General features: G+C 62.0%; 16 protein-coding genes. 8 read left to right on the top strand and 8 right to left on the bottom strand.

Translation table 11 applies throughout. The annotated features are described in order from the left end of the window. Positions 1 to 39 precede the first annotated feature (39 nt). Genes T3A99_RS11420 through T3A99_RS11410 form a run of 3 tightly spaced genes read left to right on the top strand, consistent with a single transcriptional unit; the run spans position 40 to position 2,980 of the window. A complete protein-coding gene (locus T3A99_RS11420; protein ID WP_322834313.1) occupies positions 40 to 1,182 on the top strand; it encodes an ABC transporter ATP-binding protein in 1,143 nt (380 codons plus the stop codon). Next, positions 1,179 to 2,099 carry an ABC transporter permease subunit gene (locus T3A99_RS11415; RefSeq protein ID WP_047226051.1) on the top strand — a complete coding sequence of 307 codons (921 nt, stop codon included), beginning with the start codon at positions 1,179 to 1,181 and terminating at the stop codon, positions 2,097 to 2,099. The genes T3A99_RS11420 and T3A99_RS11415 overlap by 4 nt, the downstream gene beginning before the upstream one ends. Beyond that, positions 2,096 to 2,980 carry an ABC transporter permease subunit gene (locus T3A99_RS11410; protein WP_047226050.1) on the top strand — a complete coding sequence of 295 codons (885 nt, stop codon included), beginning with the start codon at positions 2,096 to 2,098 and terminating at the stop codon, positions 2,978 to 2,980. The genes T3A99_RS11415 and T3A99_RS11410 overlap by 4 nt, the downstream gene beginning before the upstream one ends. Positions 2,981 to 3,168: 188 nt before the next feature. Here T3A99_RS11410 and T3A99_RS11405 read toward each other — a convergent pair whose 3' ends face one another. The 3 genes from T3A99_RS11405 to T3A99_RS11395 form a co-directional block, all read right to left on the bottom strand. Next, complete coding sequence (locus tag T3A99_RS11405; RefSeq protein ID WP_047226049.1) at positions 3,169 to 3,510, bottom strand: carboxymuconolactone decarboxylase family protein; 342 nt, start codon at positions 3,508 to 3,510, stop codon at positions 3,169 to 3,171. A 104-nt stretch (positions 3,511 to 3,614) separates the two neighbouring features. Then, a complete protein-coding gene (locus tag T3A99_RS11400; protein WP_107321385.1) occupies positions 3,615 to 6,023 on the bottom strand; it encodes a penicillin acylase family protein in 2,409 nt (802 codons plus the stop codon). A gap of 110 nt (positions 6,024 to 6,133) precedes the next feature. Then, positions 6,134 to 6,721 carry a DUF6436 domain-containing protein gene (locus T3A99_RS11395; protein ID WP_047226047.1) on the bottom strand — a complete coding sequence of 196 codons (588 nt, stop codon included), beginning with the start codon at positions 6,719 to 6,721 and terminating at the stop codon, positions 6,134 to 6,136. Positions 6,722 to 6,828: 107 nt separating this feature from the next. On the opposite strand from T3A99_RS11395, the gene T3A99_RS11390 reads away from it, so the two are divergent. Further along, positions 6,829 to 7,776 carry an alpha/beta hydrolase gene (locus T3A99_RS11390; protein ID WP_047226046.1) on the top strand — a complete coding sequence of 316 codons (948 nt, stop codon included), beginning with the start codon at positions 6,829 to 6,831 and terminating at the stop codon, positions 7,774 to 7,776. Between the two features lie 133 nt (positions 7,777 to 7,909). On the opposite strand, the gene T3A99_RS11385 is transcribed toward T3A99_RS11390, so the two are convergent. After that, a complete protein-coding gene (locus T3A99_RS11385; RefSeq protein ID WP_047226045.1) occupies positions 7,910 to 8,653 on the bottom strand; it encodes a DUF2059 domain-containing protein in 744 nt (247 codons plus the stop codon). Positions 8,654 to 8,793: 140 nt separating this feature from the next. Between T3A99_RS11385 and T3A99_RS11380 the strand changes: the two genes are divergently transcribed. Both T3A99_RS11380 and T3A99_RS11375 read left to right on the top strand, forming a co-directional pair. Beyond that, positions 8,794 to 9,426 carry a 2OG-Fe(II) oxygenase gene (locus T3A99_RS11380; RefSeq protein WP_076383047.1) on the top strand — a complete coding sequence of 211 codons (633 nt, stop codon included), beginning with the start codon at positions 8,794 to 8,796 and terminating at the stop codon, positions 9,424 to 9,426. Positions 9,427 to 9,428: 2 nt separating this feature from the next. Further along, positions 9,429 to 9,920 (top strand): DUF523 domain-containing protein, encoded by a 492-nt coding sequence (locus T3A99_RS11375; protein ID WP_076383046.1) that lies wholly within the window; start codon positions 9,429 to 9,431, stop codon positions 9,918 to 9,920. A gap of 73 nt (positions 9,921 to 9,993) precedes the next feature. On the opposite strand, the gene T3A99_RS11370 is transcribed toward T3A99_RS11375, so the two are convergent. Together T3A99_RS11370 and T3A99_RS11365 are read right to left on the bottom strand one after the other, a co-directional pair. Continuing rightward, on the bottom strand, positions 9,994 to 11,367 hold the full coding sequence (locus T3A99_RS11370; RefSeq protein WP_322834312.1) for a GTPase/DUF3482 domain-containing protein: 1,374 nt from the start codon (positions 11,365 to 11,367) through the stop codon (positions 9,994 to 9,996). Continuing rightward, positions 11,360 to 12,727, bottom strand: a complete 1,368-nt coding sequence (locus T3A99_RS11365) for a DUF2868 domain-containing protein (RefSeq protein WP_322834330.1) — start codon at positions 12,725 to 12,727, stop codon at positions 11,360 to 11,362. The genes T3A99_RS11370 and T3A99_RS11365 overlap by 8 nt, the downstream gene beginning before the upstream one ends. 75 nt (positions 12,728 to 12,802) lie before the next feature. On the opposite strand from T3A99_RS11365, the gene T3A99_RS11360 reads away from it, so the two are divergent. After that, positions 12,803 to 13,315 carry a dihydrofolate reductase gene (locus T3A99_RS11360; protein ID WP_047226191.1) on the top strand — a complete coding sequence of 171 codons (513 nt, stop codon included), beginning with the start codon at positions 12,803 to 12,805 and terminating at the stop codon, positions 13,313 to 13,315. A gap of 15 nt (positions 13,316 to 13,330) precedes the next feature. Here the strand turns inward: T3A99_RS11360 and T3A99_RS11355 are convergent, their stop codons facing one another. Beyond that, on the bottom strand, positions 13,331 to 14,722 hold the full coding sequence (locus T3A99_RS11355) for an L-cystine transporter (RefSeq protein ID WP_047226041.1): 1,392 nt from the start codon (positions 14,720 to 14,722) through the stop codon (positions 13,331 to 13,333). Between the two features lie 242 nt (positions 14,723 to 14,964). Between T3A99_RS11355 and T3A99_RS11350 the strand changes: the two genes are divergently transcribed. Next, positions 14,965 to 16,020: a phosphorylcholine phosphatase gene (locus T3A99_RS11350; protein ID WP_107321390.1), complete on the top strand. Its 1,056-nt coding sequence runs from the start codon at positions 14,965 to 14,967 to the stop codon at positions 16,018 to 16,020. Between the two features lie 167 nt (positions 16,021 to 16,187). On the opposite strand, the gene ilvD is transcribed toward T3A99_RS11350, so the two are convergent. Next, positions 16,188 to 18,029, bottom strand: coding sequence for a dihydroxy-acid dehydratase (ilvD, locus tag T3A99_RS11345; RefSeq protein WP_047226039.1), 1,842 nt, complete (start codon positions 18,027 to 18,029; stop codon positions 16,188 to 16,190). Between the last annotated feature and the right edge of the window lie 205 nt (positions 18,030 to 18,234).

Here is an 18,234-nt window from a genome sequence, read left to right as displayed (position 1 = left end):
CGCGCAGGGCGAGCTGCAAATTTTGTGGGAGTTTCGTAAATGGCAGTTGCCTCCGGCGCCTATAAGAAAGCCCTCGAGGGCGACCAGACACCCAAGCAGGTGTTGGTCAAAATCGACCGGGTCACGAAAAAGTTCGACGAGACGATTGCCGTGGACGATGTGTCCCTGGAAATCAAGAAAGGCGAAATCTTCGCCCTGCTCGGCGGTTCGGGATCGGGCAAATCCACCTTGCTCCGCATGCTGGCGGGTTTCGAACGGCCCACGGAGGGGCGCATTTTCCTCGACGGTGTAGACATCACCGACATGCCGCCCTATGAGCGGCCGATCAACATGATGTTCCAGTCCTACGCCCTGTTCCCCCACATGACCGTGGCGCAGAACATTGCTTTCGGCCTGCAGCAGGACAAAATCCCGAAAGCCGAGATCGACGCCCGCGTGGCCGAAATGCTCAAGCTGGTGCAGATGAGCCAGTACGCCAAGCGCAAGCCGCATCAGCTCTCCGGCGGCCAGCGTCAACGTGTGGCCCTGGCCCGTTCCCTGGCCAAACGGCCCAAGCTGTTGCTGCTCGACGAACCGATGGGTGCCTTGGACAAGAAGCTGCGCTCGCAGATGCAGCTTGAGCTGGTCGAGATCATCGAGCGGGTTGGCGTAACCTGCGTCATGGTGACCCACGATCAGGAAGAGGCCATGACCATGGCCCAGCGCATCGCGATCATGCACCTGGGCTGGATCGCCCAGATCGGCAGCCCGATCGACATCTACGAAACCCCCACCAGCCGGCTGGTCTGTGAGTTCATTGGCAACGTCAACATCTTCGAGACCGAAGTGGTGGACGACGCCGAAGGCCACGCGGTGCTGACTTGCAAGGACCTGGACCGCAACATCTACGTGGGCCACGGCATCAGTACCTCGGTGCAGGACAAATCGGTCACCTACGCCATCCGCCCGGAAAAACTGCTGGTCACCGCCGAGCAGCCGGACTGCGAGCACAACTGGTCCAGCGGCAAGGTCCATGACATCGCCTACCTGGGCGGCCATTCGGTGTTCTACGTCGAATTGCCGAGCGGCAAACTGGTGCAGTCCTTTGTCGCCAACGCCGAGCGCCGGGGTCAGCGTCCGACCTGGGGCGACCAGGTATTCGTGTGGTGGGAAGACGACAGCGGAGTGGTGCTTCGCTCATGAACATGCGCAAATTCAAACGCCGACTCGACCGAATAACGCCCGGTGGCCGTCAACTGGTCATCGGGGTGCCCTTCATCTGGCTGTTCCTGTTCTTCATGCTGCCGTTCTTCATCGTCCTGAAGATCAGTTTCGCCGAAGCCGACGTGGCCATTCCGCCGTACACCGAGATCTACAGCTACATCGACCAGAAGCTGCAGGTGCTGCTCAACTTCAGTAACTATGTGCTGCTCAGCGAAGATGATCTGTACATCGCCGCCTACCTCGGCTCGCTGAAGATGGCCCTGATCAGCACCGTCTTGTGCCTGCTGATCGGCTACCCGATGGCCTACGCCATCGCCAAGGCCCGCCCGGACCTGCAAACGGTGCTGCTGCTGCTGATCATGATGCCGACCTGGACCGCGATCCTGATCCGCGTCTATGCGTGGATGGGCATCCTCAGCAACAACGGTCTGCTCAACGGCTTTTTGATGAGCATGGGCTGGATCAGCGAACCGCTGCAGATCCTCAACACCAACCTGGCGGTCTACATCGGCATCGTCTACTCGTACCTGCCGTTCATGATCCTGCCGCTCTACGCCAACCTGGTGAAGCACGACCCGAGCTTACTGGAGGCGGCGTCCGACCTGGGGTCGAGCACCTTCAACAGTTTCTGGAAAATCACCGTACCGCTGTCCAAGAACGGCATCATCGCCGGCTGCATGCTGGTGTTCATCCCGGTGGTGGGCGAGTTCGTGATCCCGGAACTGCTGGGTGGCCCGGAAACCCTGATGATCGGCAAAGTGCTGTGGCAGGAATTCTTCAACAACCGTGACTGGCCGGTGGCGTCCGCGCTGGCAGTGGTGATGCTGGCGATCCTGATCGTGCCCATCATCCTGTTCAACCGCAGTCAGGCCAAAGAAATGGAGGGCAAGGAATGAAGCGCTTCAGTTTTTCAAGCCTGATGCTGGTGCTGGGTCTGCTGTTCATCTATGCGCCAATGCTGATCCTGGTGATTTACTCCTTCAACGCTTCGAAACTGGTGACGGTATGGGGCGGCTGGTCGATCAAGTGGTACGTCGGTCTGCTGGACAACAGCCAGTTGATGGGCTCGGTGGTGCGCTCGCTGGAAATCGCCTGCTATACGGCGATCGCCGCGGTGGCCCTGGGTACACTGGCGGCCTTCGTGTTGACCCGTATTACCCATTTCAAGGGCCGCACGCTGTTCGGCGGCCTGGTCACCGCACCATTGGTGATGCCGGAGGTGATCACCGGTCTGTCGCTGTTGCTGCTGTTCGTGGCGATGGCGCAGATGATCGGCTGGCCCCAGGAACGTGGCATCGTCACGATCTGGATCGCCCACACCACGTTCTGCTCGGCCTATGTGGCGGTGGTGGTCTCGGCACGCTTGCGTGAACTGGACCTGTCTATCGAAGAAGCGGCCATGGACCTGGGGGCGCGGCCGTGGAAGGTGTTCTTCCTGATCACCATCCCGATGATCGCGCCATCGCTGGCGGCGGGGGGCATGATGTCGTTCGCCTTGTCGCTGGACGATCTGGTGCTGGCGAGTTTCGTCTCCGGCCCGGGCTCGACAACGTTGCCGATGGAAGTGTTCTCGGCGGTACGCCTGGGGGTCAAACCGGAAATCAATGCCGTGGCGAGCCTGATCCTGCTGGCCGTATCGTTGGTGACTTTCCTGGTCTGGTACTTCAGCCACCGCGCCGAAGAAAACCGCAAGCGGGCGATCCAGCAAGCCATCGAAGAAAGCGCCGCCGACTCCTGGAAACAGCCAGACCCGCGCCGGGCAGCCGCGCCGGTCTGACCGGACGCTGAGTCACTGTGGGAGCAACTGTCTTGGATGGTTTATTTAGCCATCCTTTCCAGGGACAGCGAGGCTCCCACAGGTCTTTTTGTTGCCCACAAATCCGGGATCAGGCCCAAATCCAATGTGGAAGCGAGCCTGCTCGCGATAGCGGCGTAGCAGTCAATGAAGATCTCAGTGATCGCCTCTCACTTCTTCAACGCATCATGTGCTTCCAGCGCCCGCAGGGAGTAGATATACGCCGCGCCGGCATTCAGAGAAACCGCGGTGGCCAGGGTGGCGGCGATCTCTTCGCGGGTGGCGCCGGCCTTGATGGCCGCATCGGTATGCACGCCGATGCAGCCGTCGCAGCGGGTCGTGATCGCCACGGCGATGGAGATCAGCTCCCGGGTCTTGGCATCCAGCACGTTGTTATCGGCCGCGGCTTCATCCAGGGCCATGTAGGCCTTGACCATTTTCGGATTGCTTTTGCCCAGGGCGCCGAAGGCACTTTTGATGGTGGGCAGCAGTTCGGACCAGTTGATGAACATGGGGTTGACTCCATAAAAAGGGGTAGTTGTTAAACCCTTCCAGTCTTGACCATAAATAGCGTCCAAGCCTGTTGATTGATGAAAAGCGTTACCCGTCATTGGGCTCAAGGCTTAGCCCCGACCGGCAGCAGCTTCAAGGTGCTGCGGGTATTGGCCATCACTTCTATTTCGGCCAGATGCGCCTGGTAGTACAGCCCTTCGATGTAAGCCTCGGCCTGATCCGCGTAATGCGCGTCGAACGGCACGCCGCTTTGCCCGACGGGGTTGACCGTGATGCTGTGGGCCGGATCGGCAAAGTCGATAATGCGTCGGGTGGACGGGCCATAGGTCACTGGCCAGGGCGCCGGACCGATTTTGGCCGAGAGGTTGTTGGGCACTTCATGGGTACCGGGAGCAGCAAAGGGGCCGACGTTGAAGATCCGGTCCAGCGGCTTTTGCAGGCCCAGCGGATGACCGTGGGTGAGGGTGTGCGCCTTGCCCCATTGCCATTGGCTGGCATCGTCACCCAGGGTGGCCTTCAGGTGCGCCAGACTCTTGCCCCAGGCCCTCATCACCGTGTCGGCACGGGTCTCCTTGCCCGGGGTGGTGCGATCGTCCCACCAGGGCGAATCCTCTGATGCCGCCAGGCGTGGCAGCGCGGCGTCGATCACTCGGGTCGACAGCGCGGTTTCGAAGAGCCCGTCGCCCAATTCATCGTGCAGTGCGGCGTCGGCCAGGTTAAAGAGGAACTGGTTGAACAGCGTGGCGCTTATGGAGTCCAGCGGATAGTCGCCCTGCCATTGGGCCAGTTGTTCCACCCATTTACGCTCCCGGGGGGCGCTGACCCCGTTACGCAGCACCGGCAGCAAAGGCGCGAGCAAACGCGGACCGTAGGCGGTGGTGGTGCCCAATTGCAGTTTGCGGGTGGTTTCGATGTCCCACTTGGCCTGCTTGTCGCCCAGTTGGAGGTTGAGTTTCTGGCCGCGATCGGCAAGGTTGTAGTAACCCGCAATCTCGATGCCGCTGGCCGATACCGGCTGGAAATTGGCCGACACGATGTAGCCTCGGGCCGGGTTCTCTTCCTGGGGGTTGCTGCTGAAAGGGTAGAAGCCCTCCTTTTGCGCCTCTGCGCTGCCGCCATCGAGCATGAAACCGGGCTGCACGCCGGCCGGCCGCTTGGGCAATTGCGCCGCGGCCCACCAACCGATATCGCCCTTGGCGTTGGCCCACACCACATTCAGCCCTGGCGCGTGGATCTTGGCTGACGCGCTGCGAGCCTTGGTCAGGGTGTCGGCGCGATTGAGCTGGTAGAAGGCTTCGAGGATCGGGTTGCGGCTTTCCAGGAACCCCCACCACATGGCGATAGGTGTCTTGCCGGCGTTGGCGCCGAGGGCGTCGTTGACGATCGGGCCATGGGGCGACTGGCGCAGTTGCAGCGTCACCGGCGCCTGGCCCTTGACTGCGATCTGTTGTTCGCTGCGGGTCATGTCCACCCATTGGTCGCGATACCAGACCTGCTCGGGATTATCCGGGTTGACCCGTTCGACGATCAGGTCCAGGTCGTCGTTCTGGAACATCGTGACGCTCCAGCCGAAATCCTTGTTCATGCCCAGCGTCGCAAAGGGCATCAGCGCCTGGTAATGCCCGTAAAGCTCGAAACCCGGGGCCGACAGGTGCGCCTCGTACCACACCGACGGCGCGGAAAAGCGAATATGCGGGTCGCCCGCCAGCAACGGTTTGCCGCTGTGGGTGCGGCTGCCGGAGACCGCCCAGGCGTTGCTGCCTTCGAACTGCGGCAGGCCGTTTTCGGCCAGGGCCTGTTCACTGAGACGGGCCAGGGCGTTGAGGTCTTTCCAGTCGGCGGCGGCCAGGGGCAGGCCGCTCTTGCGAGTCTCGGCCAGCACGCCCTTGGGCTGCCAGTCGAGGTCGAAAATGTTCAGGTAGTCGCTGCCCAACTGATCGCGCACGTAAGTCAAAAGCGGCTCGGTGCGAAACGCGGCCGCAAAGCTGTAGGCCATGTAGCCGGCAATGCTCACGGTGTCCTCGGCGGTGAAAGGACGCTTGGGGATGCCCAGCACATCGAACTCCACCGGCCTGGCGTGGGTTTCCTGGTAGCGGTTGATGCCATCCAGGTACGCCTGCATCGCGATCCAGGCCGGGGACTGTGGGTCCTGTTCCGTCAGATAGGTCGCGGCGCGTTCGCGAATGCGCAGGCTGCGCATCAGTTTGTCGGTGTCGAGCAGCTTCGGCCCGAGTACCTCGGCCAGTTCGCCACGGGCGAGGCGGCGCATGATCTCCATTTGAAACAGCCGGTCCTGGGCATGGACATAACCCAGGGCGCGGTACAGGTCGGTTTCGTTTTCAGCACGGATATGCGGCACGCCGCGTTCGTCGTAGCGCACGGTCACCGAGCCTTGCAGACCTTGCAGCTGCACCGTGCCCTGGCGGGTGGGCTGCTTGCTGTAGAGGTAGCCGCCCGCGACGATGATGGCGGTGACGACCAATGACAGGAAGGCGATGAGGGTGCGTTTCATGCTAAATCCTTATTGAGTGACAGCGGTCCCATGGTTTCGCTGTTTATTCCCATGTTTAACATGCCGCCGGGTGTCTGCGTATCCTTGCTCGGGGGGATTTTCCCTGCGGCCTATTCTTTGGCGGATGTGTCCTGCCCCCACGGGCAATAACACCCTACCGCCAGCGTGTGGGTCGCATTCACCGCCCGGCCGCTGCTCAGGGCCTCGAGAATCGGCTCGATGAAGCTGTTGCTCGAATTGCAGGTCAGGCCTTCGCTGTAGGGGCCGAAGTACGCCAGTTTGCCGCTGCGATCCCAGATCGCTACTGCCGGACTGGCGGGAATCTGGCTTGAGCCGGGGAGCACCGAAAGCGGTTTGAGGCTGCTCAGCGTGGTCGGCAATTGGCCCTGACTGCCGGTTTTTTGGACTGCATAAAACTCGACGCCTTGGGGGGCGTATTTCTCCACCAGCTCGGAAAGGTGCTGTTGGTTGCCGACGTTGCATGGGCAGGCGGGATCCCAGAAATGCACCAGACGGATCGGGCCAGGGCCGGCCAGGCCGGGGGGGAGGCGCAAAGGGTCGCCGGAAAATACCGCCGTGTGTTCGCTGAACGCTCGCAGAAAGCGGCCCTGGAACCAGTCGTAGGCGATCCACAACACGGCGGCGCACCCGAGGGCAAGCAGGCTGGCAAGCAAGGTCGTGCGGTGGGACGGGCGCATGGAGTCGATCCTCTGAGGCCGCGTAGCTTGCCATGCCTGGCGCGACAGATGAATATCGCAGGCCTACAAAGTCTGTTTCGCGCGTTGCGCTTTTATGTGGAAATCCTATGCCCGTCAGTTTCGACCCCGATCACCTGCGTGCCAGCCTGCAACCTTTGGCTCAGTGGCAGCCGCTGTCTGCGCAGGCGCTGGCTTATCAGCGGTTCTACGGCCTGGATTTTCCCCACCGCACGTTGCGCAAGGGCCTGGGGCGTTTCGAGATAGACGGATATGAGTTGGTCGGTCAGGTCTGGTGGCCGGAAAAAGCGCTAGCGACGCTGTTTCTGTTCCACGGCTATTACGACCATATGGGGTTGTACCGGCACTTGATCGAGTGGGCGCTGGAGCAGAAATTCGCCGTGATCGCCTGCGACCTGCCGGGCCACGGCCTATCCAGTGGCGAACGCGCCAGCATCGGTGATTTCGCCGAGTACCAGGCCACGTTGCAAGGCCTGCTGACCGAGGCCGGGACGCTGGAGCTGCCGCAACCCTGGCATCTGTGCGGACAAAGCACCGGAGGGGCCATCGTGGTTGATCACGTGCTCAACCAAGGCCAGCACAGCCCTGCCCAAGGTCAGGTCATACTGCTGTCGCCCTTGGTACGGCCGCGGGCCTGGGGCTGGTCGCGCCTGAGTTACTACTTGCTCAAACCCTTTGTAACCGGCATCGCCCGACGTTTCAGCGAGAACTCCACCGACCCGGACTTCCTGCCATTCCTGCAAGCCGACCCGTTGCAACCGCTGCGCCTGCCCACCGCGTGGGTCGGAGCGTTGGGGCAATGGATCAAGCGTATCGAAGTCGCCCCGAGCAGCCCGCGCCAGCCCTTGATCGTGCAGGGCCAGGCGGATATGACGGTGGATTGGGCGCATAACCTGCAAGTGTTGCGCAGCAAGTTCGATCGGCCCCAGGTGCTGATGTTGCCCGAAGGTCGGCATCACCTGGCGAATGAGGCGCTGGCGATGCGGCAGGAGATGTTTGGATTTCTGACGAAGCGGATGAGCCGGGTTCGGCGCTGACCGGGCTATTGCTATCGCGAGCAGGCTCGCTCCCACACTGGTTTTTCGACGATCACAAAATCTGAGTTCACTCAAACACCCTGTGGGAGCGAGCCTGCTCGCGATAACGGTGTCAGGGGCGCTGAAGATCTATCTATTGCCCGAGAGTCTGCCCCACCGCCAACCCCGCCCGAATCGCTGCCAAGGCCGCTTGATAATAAGCCTGGCCCTCAGCCGACTCGGCGAAGGTGGCGAACTCCTCCAGCTCGGTGTCCGTCAGGTCGCGGTAGACGTACAGCAGCGTGTTGTTCAGGTCTGCGCCGATCTGCTCCATCAGACGCTGGCGCTGACCGTTCAGCATGCCCTGGGCCTGGCCAGCACCCAGCAGGCCGGGGATCATCGAGCTCAGGCTGTCCGCCGCCACGCCGGCGATCGCCAGGCTGACTTCGGCGCCGGCCTCGCGGGCGGGCAGGGACTGGGCAAGATGGCCGATGATCAACAGGCGGTTGTCGCTGACTTGCATCTTCGGCAGGCCCTTGGCGTTCTTCGCCAATTGGTCGCGACGGGTCGCCAGCAGCTCGGCTGCCACGACTTTGCGGCCCAGGGGCGACTGAAAAAAACTCAGGGCCGGGGCTGGGTCGGTGAGGTTCTTGCGCAATTGCGCCTCGGCCCGCTGGTCCATGGCCTGGGGGGCAAAGCGTTGATTGCTGTTGTTGACCAGTGCCTGGAACACTGCCGGTGGCAGGCTGCTCTGGTAACGCTGCTGCGCGGCGCTCAAGGCGTCATTGAAATGCGCCCGTTGTTCCGGCCAGCCGGCGACCTTGTACAACTGGTCGTAGCTGTCTGCCCAGGCGGGCAACGCACAGAACATCAACAATGAGAAAAGCAAACGGCGCATAGGGACTCCTGTCAGCAGCCGACTATTCTCCGTGGGGTGTGGGGACTTGTCGAGAATTCGTATCAAGTTCCTGCGCCTGCGCCATCAAGCGTGACAAACCCGCTGCGCGGCGCTGTCGGTTTTGCAGGCACAGGAATACTATGCGCGCCATGCAAATACCTTCTGATCACCCGCTGCTGTTACGTATCGTCGACGACCTGGCCGAGCGCGGCTGGTCGCAGCAGAATATCTTCCTGCCGGATGCGCTGACCCGCGCCTTGGCAGCCGAATGTCGCCAGCGCGCCGCCGAAGGCGAGCTGGCCCCGGCGGCGGTCGGGCGCGGGCCGTTTTCGGAGATTCGTGAAGGGATTCGGGGTGATCGTATCCAATGGATCGAGCCCGGCCAGGCGCAAGCGTGCGACCGTTACCTGGGGTTGATGGACAGTTTGCGGGAGGCGATCAATCGCGGGTTGTTCCTGGGGCTGGAGGATTTCGAAAGCCACTTCGCGCTGTACCCTCCTGGCGCCTTCTACCTCAAGCACGTCGACCGCTTTCGCGATGACGATCGACGCATGGTGTCGGCGGTGCTTTACCTCAACGACGCCTGGTTGCCGGAGCATGGCGGCCAGTTACGCATGTACCTGGACGAGGGCGTGGAGCACGACGTGGTGCCCACCGGCGGTTGTCTGGTGGTGTTCCTGTCGGGGGACATCCCCCATGAAGTCCTGCCTGCTGCGCGGGATCGCCTGTCCTTGACCGGCTGGTTCCGGCGCCGCGGCACCGAGGTGTTCTGAGCATGGAAAAGATCCTCGTCAGCCGCTGCCTGCTCGGACACCGCGTGCGCTACGACGGCGGTGCCAGTGGCCCGTTCGATCAGCTTCAACACTGGCTCGACGAAGGTCGGGTCGTGCCGCTGTGCCCGGAAGTCGCCGGCGGCTTGCCCACGCCTCGGGCGGCGGCAGAAATTCCCGGTGGGCAAGGTACGCAGGTGCTCGACGGCCAGGCGACGGTAATCACCACCGAGGGTGAAGACGTCAGTGAACAGTTTCTGTCCGGCGCGTATCAAGCGCTGGAGCGGGTGCGCGAACACGCTATCCGTATCGCCGTGCTCAAGGCCAACAGCCCGTCGTGCGGCAATCTGTTGACCTACGACGGGACGTTCAGCGGCGTGAAAGTGCCTGGTGAAGGTGTGACGGCGGCCTTGCTCAAACGTCATGGGGTGCAAGTGTTCAGTGAGTTGGAATTGGCAGAAGCTGCGGCGGCGCTCAGGGCATTGACCGACGAATAACCACCGGTAGCGACGCTCTCATCGCGGGCAAGCCTTGCTCCCACAAATCCCCTTGCCACAGGGGTTGTGTCATCTAGAGCTGCTCAGCCAGCTGCTCGATCTGTTCCTGGCGTTCCGATTGGCTCAACCGCGCCTGCGGATTAAGCGACGACCATTGCGGGTACGCTCTGGCCTTGTTCAGCGCTTCGGGCAGTTTGCCCTCGCGCCAGGTTTTATCCTGGGGTGTGGCGATGTGGATGCTGTCCATTGCCGCATGGCCGCGCTGGTTGAGGGCTTGCAACAGTTGCCGTTGGCGCAGGGCCAACAGGCGTAGCACACTGTCGTCCACTGTCAGCTCCCGCTGGCCCTTGAGCTTGCCCATCAACCTGTTTCCGTAACTGCGGGCGGTTTGCAGGGCGCCACCGGCAATGGCGCCGGCCAGGGCGGCGGCGCCGAGGGTCAGACCGCCCACCAGCAAATCCACGCCGGCACCGGCCGCTGCGCCCGCGGCGATCCCACCACCCACACGCACACCCAGCTGTTTGAGGGTGTCGGGATTGAACAAGTCATCGCCCCAGCGGCCGTCAAGTAGAGGCAAATCGCTGGCCGCGGCGTCCTGGGGACGGAAGGCGTAGAGCTTGAGCAAGGCTTCGACGCAGCGCTGCTCCCGTTGACGCACGGCGTTGCGCAGCTCGCTGATGGCCTGTCGTTCCAGTTCGGCATCGCTGGCTACGCTGCGTCGGCAAGCGGCGCAATCGATCAGCAGTTCGGCGATCAAGCGCTTCGCGCTCTGCTGACGGGCAAAGCGTTGGGCCTGTTGATCGGCGACCAGTCGTTCCAGTTGCCCACGGGCGCTTTCCAGCAACAGGGCGAGGCTTTCATACAGGCGTCGCTCGCCATCCTCGGGCGGGGCGACGCTGTCGAAACGCACCAGGGCGTGCAGCCCCAACCGTGCCAGGGCTTCGCGCCAGTCGGGCTCGCGGTGGCTGGCGCTGCTGACGAAATTCAACACCGGCAGCAGCGGTTTGCCGCAACTGGCGAGCACTTGAAGCTCATCCCGGTACTTGGCCAGCACTGGCTCTCGCGCATCGATCACATAGAGTCCGGCATCGCTGGAGAGCAATTGTCGCAGCACTTTGGCTTCCTGTTCGAAGCGTTGTCGTGCCTCGCTGCCGTCCAGGAATCGCGCCAGGCGTGCCGGCCCGTCCAAGCGCTCACCGGGGCGCTCCAAGCGTTCGAGGTAGTCAAGCAGGGCGATGGCGTCTTCCAGGCCCGGCGTGTCGTACAGCTCCAGCAACGCTTCGCCGTCCACCGACAGTCGCGCGCCCTCGACGTGTCGGGTTGTGCTAGGACGGTGGGAAACTTCGCCGAAGCCGACGTCCCGGGTCAGTGTGCGCAGCAAGGAGGTTTTGCCCACATTGGTGTGGCCAACCACGGCCAGCTTCAGCGGCTTGGTGGGTTCAGTCATGGCCGGTCTCCAGCCAGTTCAAAGGCGCGGAGTCCGCGAAGGGCAATTGCAACTGTTGCAGCGCGTTGTGCCAATCGCCCAGGCGTTCAGCGTCCAGCGCTTGTCCGGGCGGTGCCTGCAACAACCAGATGCGGGTGGCGCTGGCGTTGCGGGCCAGCTCGGCGATCAGCGCCAGGCTGCCACGATCCGGTGAGCGTCGTGGGTCGCAGGCAATCGCCAGGCGCGCGGGAGGAAAGCGGGACAGTTGTTCGAGGAGTTTGTGGCGCGATTCGCGGCTGTCGAGCACTCCGGCGTTTTTCACCGTGCCTGGCAGTTTCGGTGGCCAAGGCCGGTCGTCCAGTTCGATCGCCACCAGCAGCGCACCGTCGCTTTGCAGCGCGCCAACGTCACTTTCAATTTGATGCAATTGCGCGGGCGCGGCATCGCTGATGCCCAGGCGCTCGCTACTGGGCATCAGCCGCTCCCGCAGTTGGGCATAACCTGGCAGGTTCAAGTCCAGGCGCAGCGTGGCGCGGCCGCGACGCCAGCGCCACAGGCACAACAGTGCCAGACACAGGCGCGGCAACACGCCGTAGACCAGCGTCACGCCCACCAGCCAAGCGGCCCAGGCCTGGCGGGCGCTTTCGATATTCAGCGCGGCGTCGCCACTGGCGCGAATCATCTCTTCGGTTGGCCCACTCAAACCCAGCAGGGCGGGCAGGGCGCCGAGGGCCTGGGTCATGACGACGAAGGTCTCACCGCCGAGAATGGTGGTTTCCCATACAAAACCGTAGCGCCGGGTGGCCATCAGCATCAGTACGATGAGCAGCGCGCTGAGCATCGCCAGCAGCCACAAACCATTGACCAGCGCACCGAGGGCCCAGCGATTGAGCTTGTGCCGTTGCAATAGCAGGAGCAGGGCTGGCGCAAGTTGCGCAGCCTTGGCGTCGCGGGCGAGTTTTTCGCTGAGCCACAACCACAGGCGCCCCAGCGCTGCACCTTGCTCACCCGCAAAGATCAGGCCCAGGACCCAGCCGATAAGCAAGATCAGGTTCAACGCCAACAGGCTGCCCAGGGCCCAGAACACATTGACCGGCGTGCGTCCGTCGCCGAGTGCGGCAAAGCCCAGGCCAGCGCCACTGATGATGGCGAGTACAGCCATTATGATCAGCGCCAGGCGCGCCCCTTGCAGCCAGTGATGCAAGGCCTGGCTGAGCCCGTCGCGCTCGGCCAGCCAGCGGGCGCGGTGACGGATACGGCTGGATAAATCGCCACCCGCCGCGCGGGCCAGGCGATTGGCCTCCTGATCTTCGAGCGGGCCGGCGTGTTCTTCACGCAGACGTACCGTCTCGGTCAACCAGAGGTCGTGCAGTTCAGTCAGAGGCTCAGACACAGGCGCTTCCGTCGCAAATGAGGGTTGAGCATAACCGCTGTGGCCTCTGGTATCCTCGCCGGCATGAAAAAAACACTCCCTTTAAGCCTGATCGCAGCCCTCGGTGAAAACCGTGTGATCGGCGTCGACAACAGCATGCCCTGGCACTTGCCGGGGGACTTTAAATACTTCAAGGCTACCACCTTGGGCAAGCCCATCATCATGGGCCGCAAGACCTGGGACTCCCTGGGGCGGCCGCTGCCGGGGCGCTTGAACATCGTGGTCAGTCGTCAGCCTGGCCTCGTGCTGGAGGGCGCGGAAGTCTTTTCCACGCTGGAGGCAGCGGTGGAACGGGCCGAGGCGTGGGCGTTGCAGCAGGGTGTCGACGAACTGATGCTGATCGGCGGCGCCCAGCTGTACGCCCAGGCCCTGGAGCAGGCGGACCGACTGTACCTGACCCGTGTGGCGCTGAGCCCGGATGGCGATGCCTGGTTTCCGGCGTTCGATTCGAGCCAGTGGAAACAGGTATCGAACCAGCCGAACCCGGCCGAGGGTGACAAGCCGGCCTACAGCTTTGAGGTGTGGGAAAAGCTGTAAGCCATGTGGGAGCAATCAAGCCTGCACCAATTCCCCATGCTCCTCGGCATCCAGCAAAGCCTTGTCGGTCTGCTGCATCACCTGGCTGGTGATCACCCCGGCAGTGATCGAACCGCTGACGTTCAACGCTGTGCGGCCCATGTCGATCAGTGGCTCGACGGAAATCAGCAGCGCCACCAGTGAAACCGGCAAGCCCATGGCCGGCAGCACGATTAGCGCGGCAAATGTCGCGCCTCCACCGACACCGGCCACCCCGGCCGAGCTCAAGGTCACGATCGCTACCAGCGTCGCGAGCCACACCGGATCCAGCGGGTTGATGCCCACGGTCGGCGCGACCATCACCGCCAGCATGGCCGGGTAGAGGCCGGCGCAGCCGTTCTGGCCGATGGTGGCGCCGAACGACGCGCTGAAGCTGGCAATGGCCCGTGGAATGCCGAGGCGGCTGGTCTGGGCTTCGATACTCAGCGGGATGGTCGCGGCGCTGGAGCGGCTGGTGAAGGCGAAGGTCAGGACCGGCCATATCTTGCGGAAAAAGCGTAGCGGGTTGATCCCAGCGGCGGACACCAGCAGACCGTGAACCACGAACATCAGGCCCAGCCCCAGGTACGACACCACCACGAAACTGCCAAGCTTGACGATGTCCTGGACGTTGGAGCCGGCCACCACTTTGGTCATCAGCGCCAGCACGCCGTACGGGGTCAGCTTCATCACCAGCCGCACCAGACGTGTCACCCAGCTTTGCAGGGTGTCGATGGCATTGATCACTTTCTGACCTTTTTCCACGTCATCCTTGAGCAATTGCAGTGCCGCGACACCCAGGAAGGCCGCGAATATCACCACGCTGATGATCGAGGTCGGCTTGGCCCGGGCCAGGTCGGCAAAGGGGTTCTGCGGAACGAACGAGAGCAGCAACTGCGGGATATTCAGGTCTGCGACCTTGCCGGCATAGTCGCTCTGGATCACCTGCAGGCGTGCGATTTCCTGGGTGCCGGCCACCAGGCCTTCGGCGGTGAGACCGAACAGGTTGGTCAGGCCGATACCGATAAGGGCGGCGATGGCGGTGGTGAACAGCAGTGTGCCGATGGTCAGGAAGCTGATCTTGCCCAGGGATGAGGCGTTATGCAGGCGCGCTACCGCGCTGAGAATTGAAGCGAAGACCAGCGGAATCACGATCATTTGCAGCAACTGCACATAGCCGTTGCCCACCAGGTCAAACCAGCCGATCGAGGCTTTCAACACCGGGTTGCCGGCGCCGTAAATCGTGTGCAGGACGGTGCCGAACACCACGCCCAGCACCAATGCCAGCAGGACTTTTTTGGCCAGGCTCCAGGTGCTGTGACGGGTTTGCGCCAGACCAAACAGCAAGGCGAGGAACACCAGCAGATTGAGGATCAGCGGCAGATTCATCAAAAAAACTCCGATAGGACTTGTGCCAGTCGCCTGAAGCCGCGACTGCGAGGCGGGAAGCCTAACAGCCTGATATCTAATGAATTAATAATAAAAAGGTATGTAGATTGTCGTTTATGGAATAAGGCAATGACGTTTAGGGCATGCCGCTGGCGGTATCAAGACGCAAGCGGTCGCGGGCAGGAGAGAAACGTCATGAGCATTTGTTAGCGTCGAGTTCTTTGAACCTTGGAGAAACGCCGATGAAGCTTGCACCTCACCTTCTCGTTGTCGCCATGGGCCTGGGCCTCGTTGGCCAGGCGCTCGCCACTGAGCTCAAGCACTGGCCAGCGGAACAGGCCAAGGCGCTGGACGCGATGATCGCGGCCAACGCCAACAAAGGTAACTACGCGGTGTTCGACATGGACAACACCAGTTACCGCTACGACCTGGAAGAGTCGTTGCTGCCGTTCATGGAGAACAAGGGCCTCATCACCCGCGAAACCCTCGACCCATCTCTGAAGCTGATGCCGTTCAAAGACACGGCCGAACACAAGGAAAGCCTGTTCAGCTACTACTACCGTTTGTGCGAAGTGGACGACATGGTCTGCTACCCCTGGGTCGCCCAGGTGTTTTCCGGCTTTACCCTCAAAGAACTCAAAGGCTACGTCGACGAATTGATGGCTTCTGGCAAGCCGGTCCCGACCACGTATTACGACGGCGACAAGGTGGTCAACTACAACGTCAACCCGCCGAAGATTTTCACCGGTCAGGTCGAGCTGTACAACAAACTGATGGAAAACGGCATCGAGGTCTATGTCATGACCGCGGCTTCGGAAGAATTGGTGCGCATGGTCGCCGCCGATCCGAAGTACGGCTACAACCTCAAGCCGCAGAACATCATCGGCGTGACCACGTTGCTCAAGGATCGCAAGACCGGCGAACTGACCACCGCCCGCAAGCAGATCAGCAATGGCAAATATGACGAGAAGGCCAACCTGAGCCTTGAGTACACACCGTATCTGTGGACTCCGGCGACCTGGATGGCCGGCAAGCACGCGGCAATCCTGACGTACATCGACGAATGGAAAAAACCGGTGCTTGTGGCTGGCGACACCCCCAGCAGCGACGGCTACATGCTGTTCCACGATGTGAACGTGGCCAAGGGCGGCATTCACCTGTGGGTCAACCGCAAGGACAAGTACATGGACCAGATCAACGGCATGATGGCCAAGCACGCCGCGGCCCAGGCCAAGGAAGGGCTGCCAGTGACGGCGGACAAGAACTGGGTGATCGTCAAGCCGGAAGATATCCAGTAAACCCTGTGGGAGCGAGCCTGCTCGCGATGACGGTGTGTCAGCCAACTGAGATGTTACTGAACGTTATCGCGAGCAGGCTCGCTCCACAGTTGATCACCGATGGTTTGTTTCACTGCAAAAAAATGCCCCACCTTGAGTGGGGCATTTTTATTGCTGTTTATGGACGCTTACAACCCGTCGAGCATCGCCTTGTTACGCACCGCGCCCTTGTCGGCGCTGGTGGCGAGCAGGGCATAGGCCTTGAGGGCGGTGGTGACTTTGCGCGGACGCACTTCCACCGGCTTCCAGCCTTTGTTGTCCTGTTCAACACGGCGTCCGGCCAGTTCTTCATCGCTGATCAGCAGGTTGATCGAGCGGTTCGGAATGTCGATCAGGACTTTGTCGCCGTCGCGCACCAGGCCGATGGCACCGCCAGCAGCGGCTTCCGGTGAAGCGTGGCCGATGGACAGGCCCGAGGTGCCGCCGGAGAAACGGCCATCGGTCAGCAGTGCGCAGTCTTTACCCAGTCCTTTGGACTTCAGGTAGGACGTGGGGTAAAGCATTTCCTGCATGCCCGGACCACCTTTTGGCCCTTCGTAGCGGATGATCACGATATCGCCGGCCTTCACTTCGTCGGCGAGGATCCCGCGCACGGCGCTGTCCTGGCTTTCGAAAATCTTGGCGTTGCCTTCGAACACATGGATCGATTCGTCGACGCCGGCGGTTTTCACCACGCAGCCATCCAGAGCGATGTTGCCGTACAGCACAGCCAGGCCACCTTCTTTGGAGTACGCGTGCTCGACGCTGCGGATGCAGCCGTTTTCACGGTCATCGTCCAGGGTTTCCCAACGAGTCGATTGGCTGAACGCCGTTTGCGTTGGAATACCTGCCGGGCCGGCCTTGAAGAAATGATGCACGGCTTCGTCGGTGGTTTGGGTGATGTCCCACTTGGCGATGGCCTCGGCCATGGTTTTGCTGTGTACGGTCGGCAGGTCGGTGTGCAACAGGCCACCACGGGCCAGGGAGCCGAGGATGCTGAAGATCCCGCCAGCGCGGTGCACGTCTTCCATGTGGTACTTCTGGATGTTCGGCGCGACCTTGCACAGCTGCGGCACGTGACGGGACAGACGGTCGATGTCGCGCAGGTCGAAATCGATCTCGGCTTCCTGGGCGGCGGCCAGCAAATGCAGGATGGTGTTGGTGGAGCCGCCCATGGCGATGTCCAGGGTCATGGCGTTTTCGAACGCCTTGAAGTTGGCGATGTTGCGCGGCAGCACCGACTCGTCATCCTCGCCGTAGTAACGCTTGCACAGCTCGACGATGGTCCGGCCGGCCTGCAGGAACAGCTGTTCGCGATCGCTGTGGGTGGCGAGGGTCGAACCGTTGCCCGGCAGGGCCAGGCCAAGGGCTTCGGTCAGGCAGTTCATCGAGTTGGCGGTGAACATGCCGGAGCACGAACCGCAGGTCGGACAGGCGCTGCGCTCATACTCCGCGACCTTTTCGTCGGAAGCGCTGGAGTCGGCGGCGATCACCATGGCGTCCACCAGGTCAAGGCCATGGCTGGCGAGCTTGGTCTTGCCGGCTTCCATAGGGCCGCCGGAAACGAAGATCACCGGGATGTTCAGGCGCAAGGCCGCCATGAGCATGCCGGGGGTGATCTTGTCGCAGTTGGAAATGCACACGATGGCGTCGGCGCAATGGGCATTGACCATGTATTCGACGGAGTCGGCGATGATCTCGCGACTGGGCAGCGAATAAAGCATGCCGTCGTGGCCCATGGCGATACCGTCATCCACGGCAATGGTGTTGAACTCTTTGGCTACGCCACCCGCGCGTTCGATTTCCCGGGCAACCAGTTGACCCAGGTCCTTGAGGTGAACATGGCCTGGCACGAACTGGGTGAAGGAGTTGGCAATGGCGATGATCGGCTTCTTGAAGTCGTCATCCTTCATCCCCGTGGCGCGCCACAATGCACGGGCGCCGGCCATGTTGCGGCCATGGGTGGATGTTTTCGAGCGGTAATCAGGCATGGAGCACTCCGGGCGGCAAATCAGGTACGTATCAGGTATCAATGGGAAGTGAGCTTCTGTTGACGTCTGGAACACCCGGGTTTGGCCGTGTGTCCGGAAGTGGCCGATGACTTTGCAGGATCGCTGCGCGCCTCAGCATGAGCTCATAAACCCGCCGGGGATGAATGGCGATGAATGTCGCGATTCTACACCCCTGGCGTCAGGA

It is taken from the genome of Pseudomonas sp. N-137 (genome assembly GCF_034555295.1).
GTDB classification, from domain to species: Bacteria; Pseudomonadota; Gammaproteobacteria; order Pseudomonadales; family Pseudomonadaceae; genus Aquipseudomonas; species Aquipseudomonas rhizophila.
Note: the sequence above shows the minus strand (reverse complement) of the source record. Positions and strands in the feature narration are given on the sequence as shown.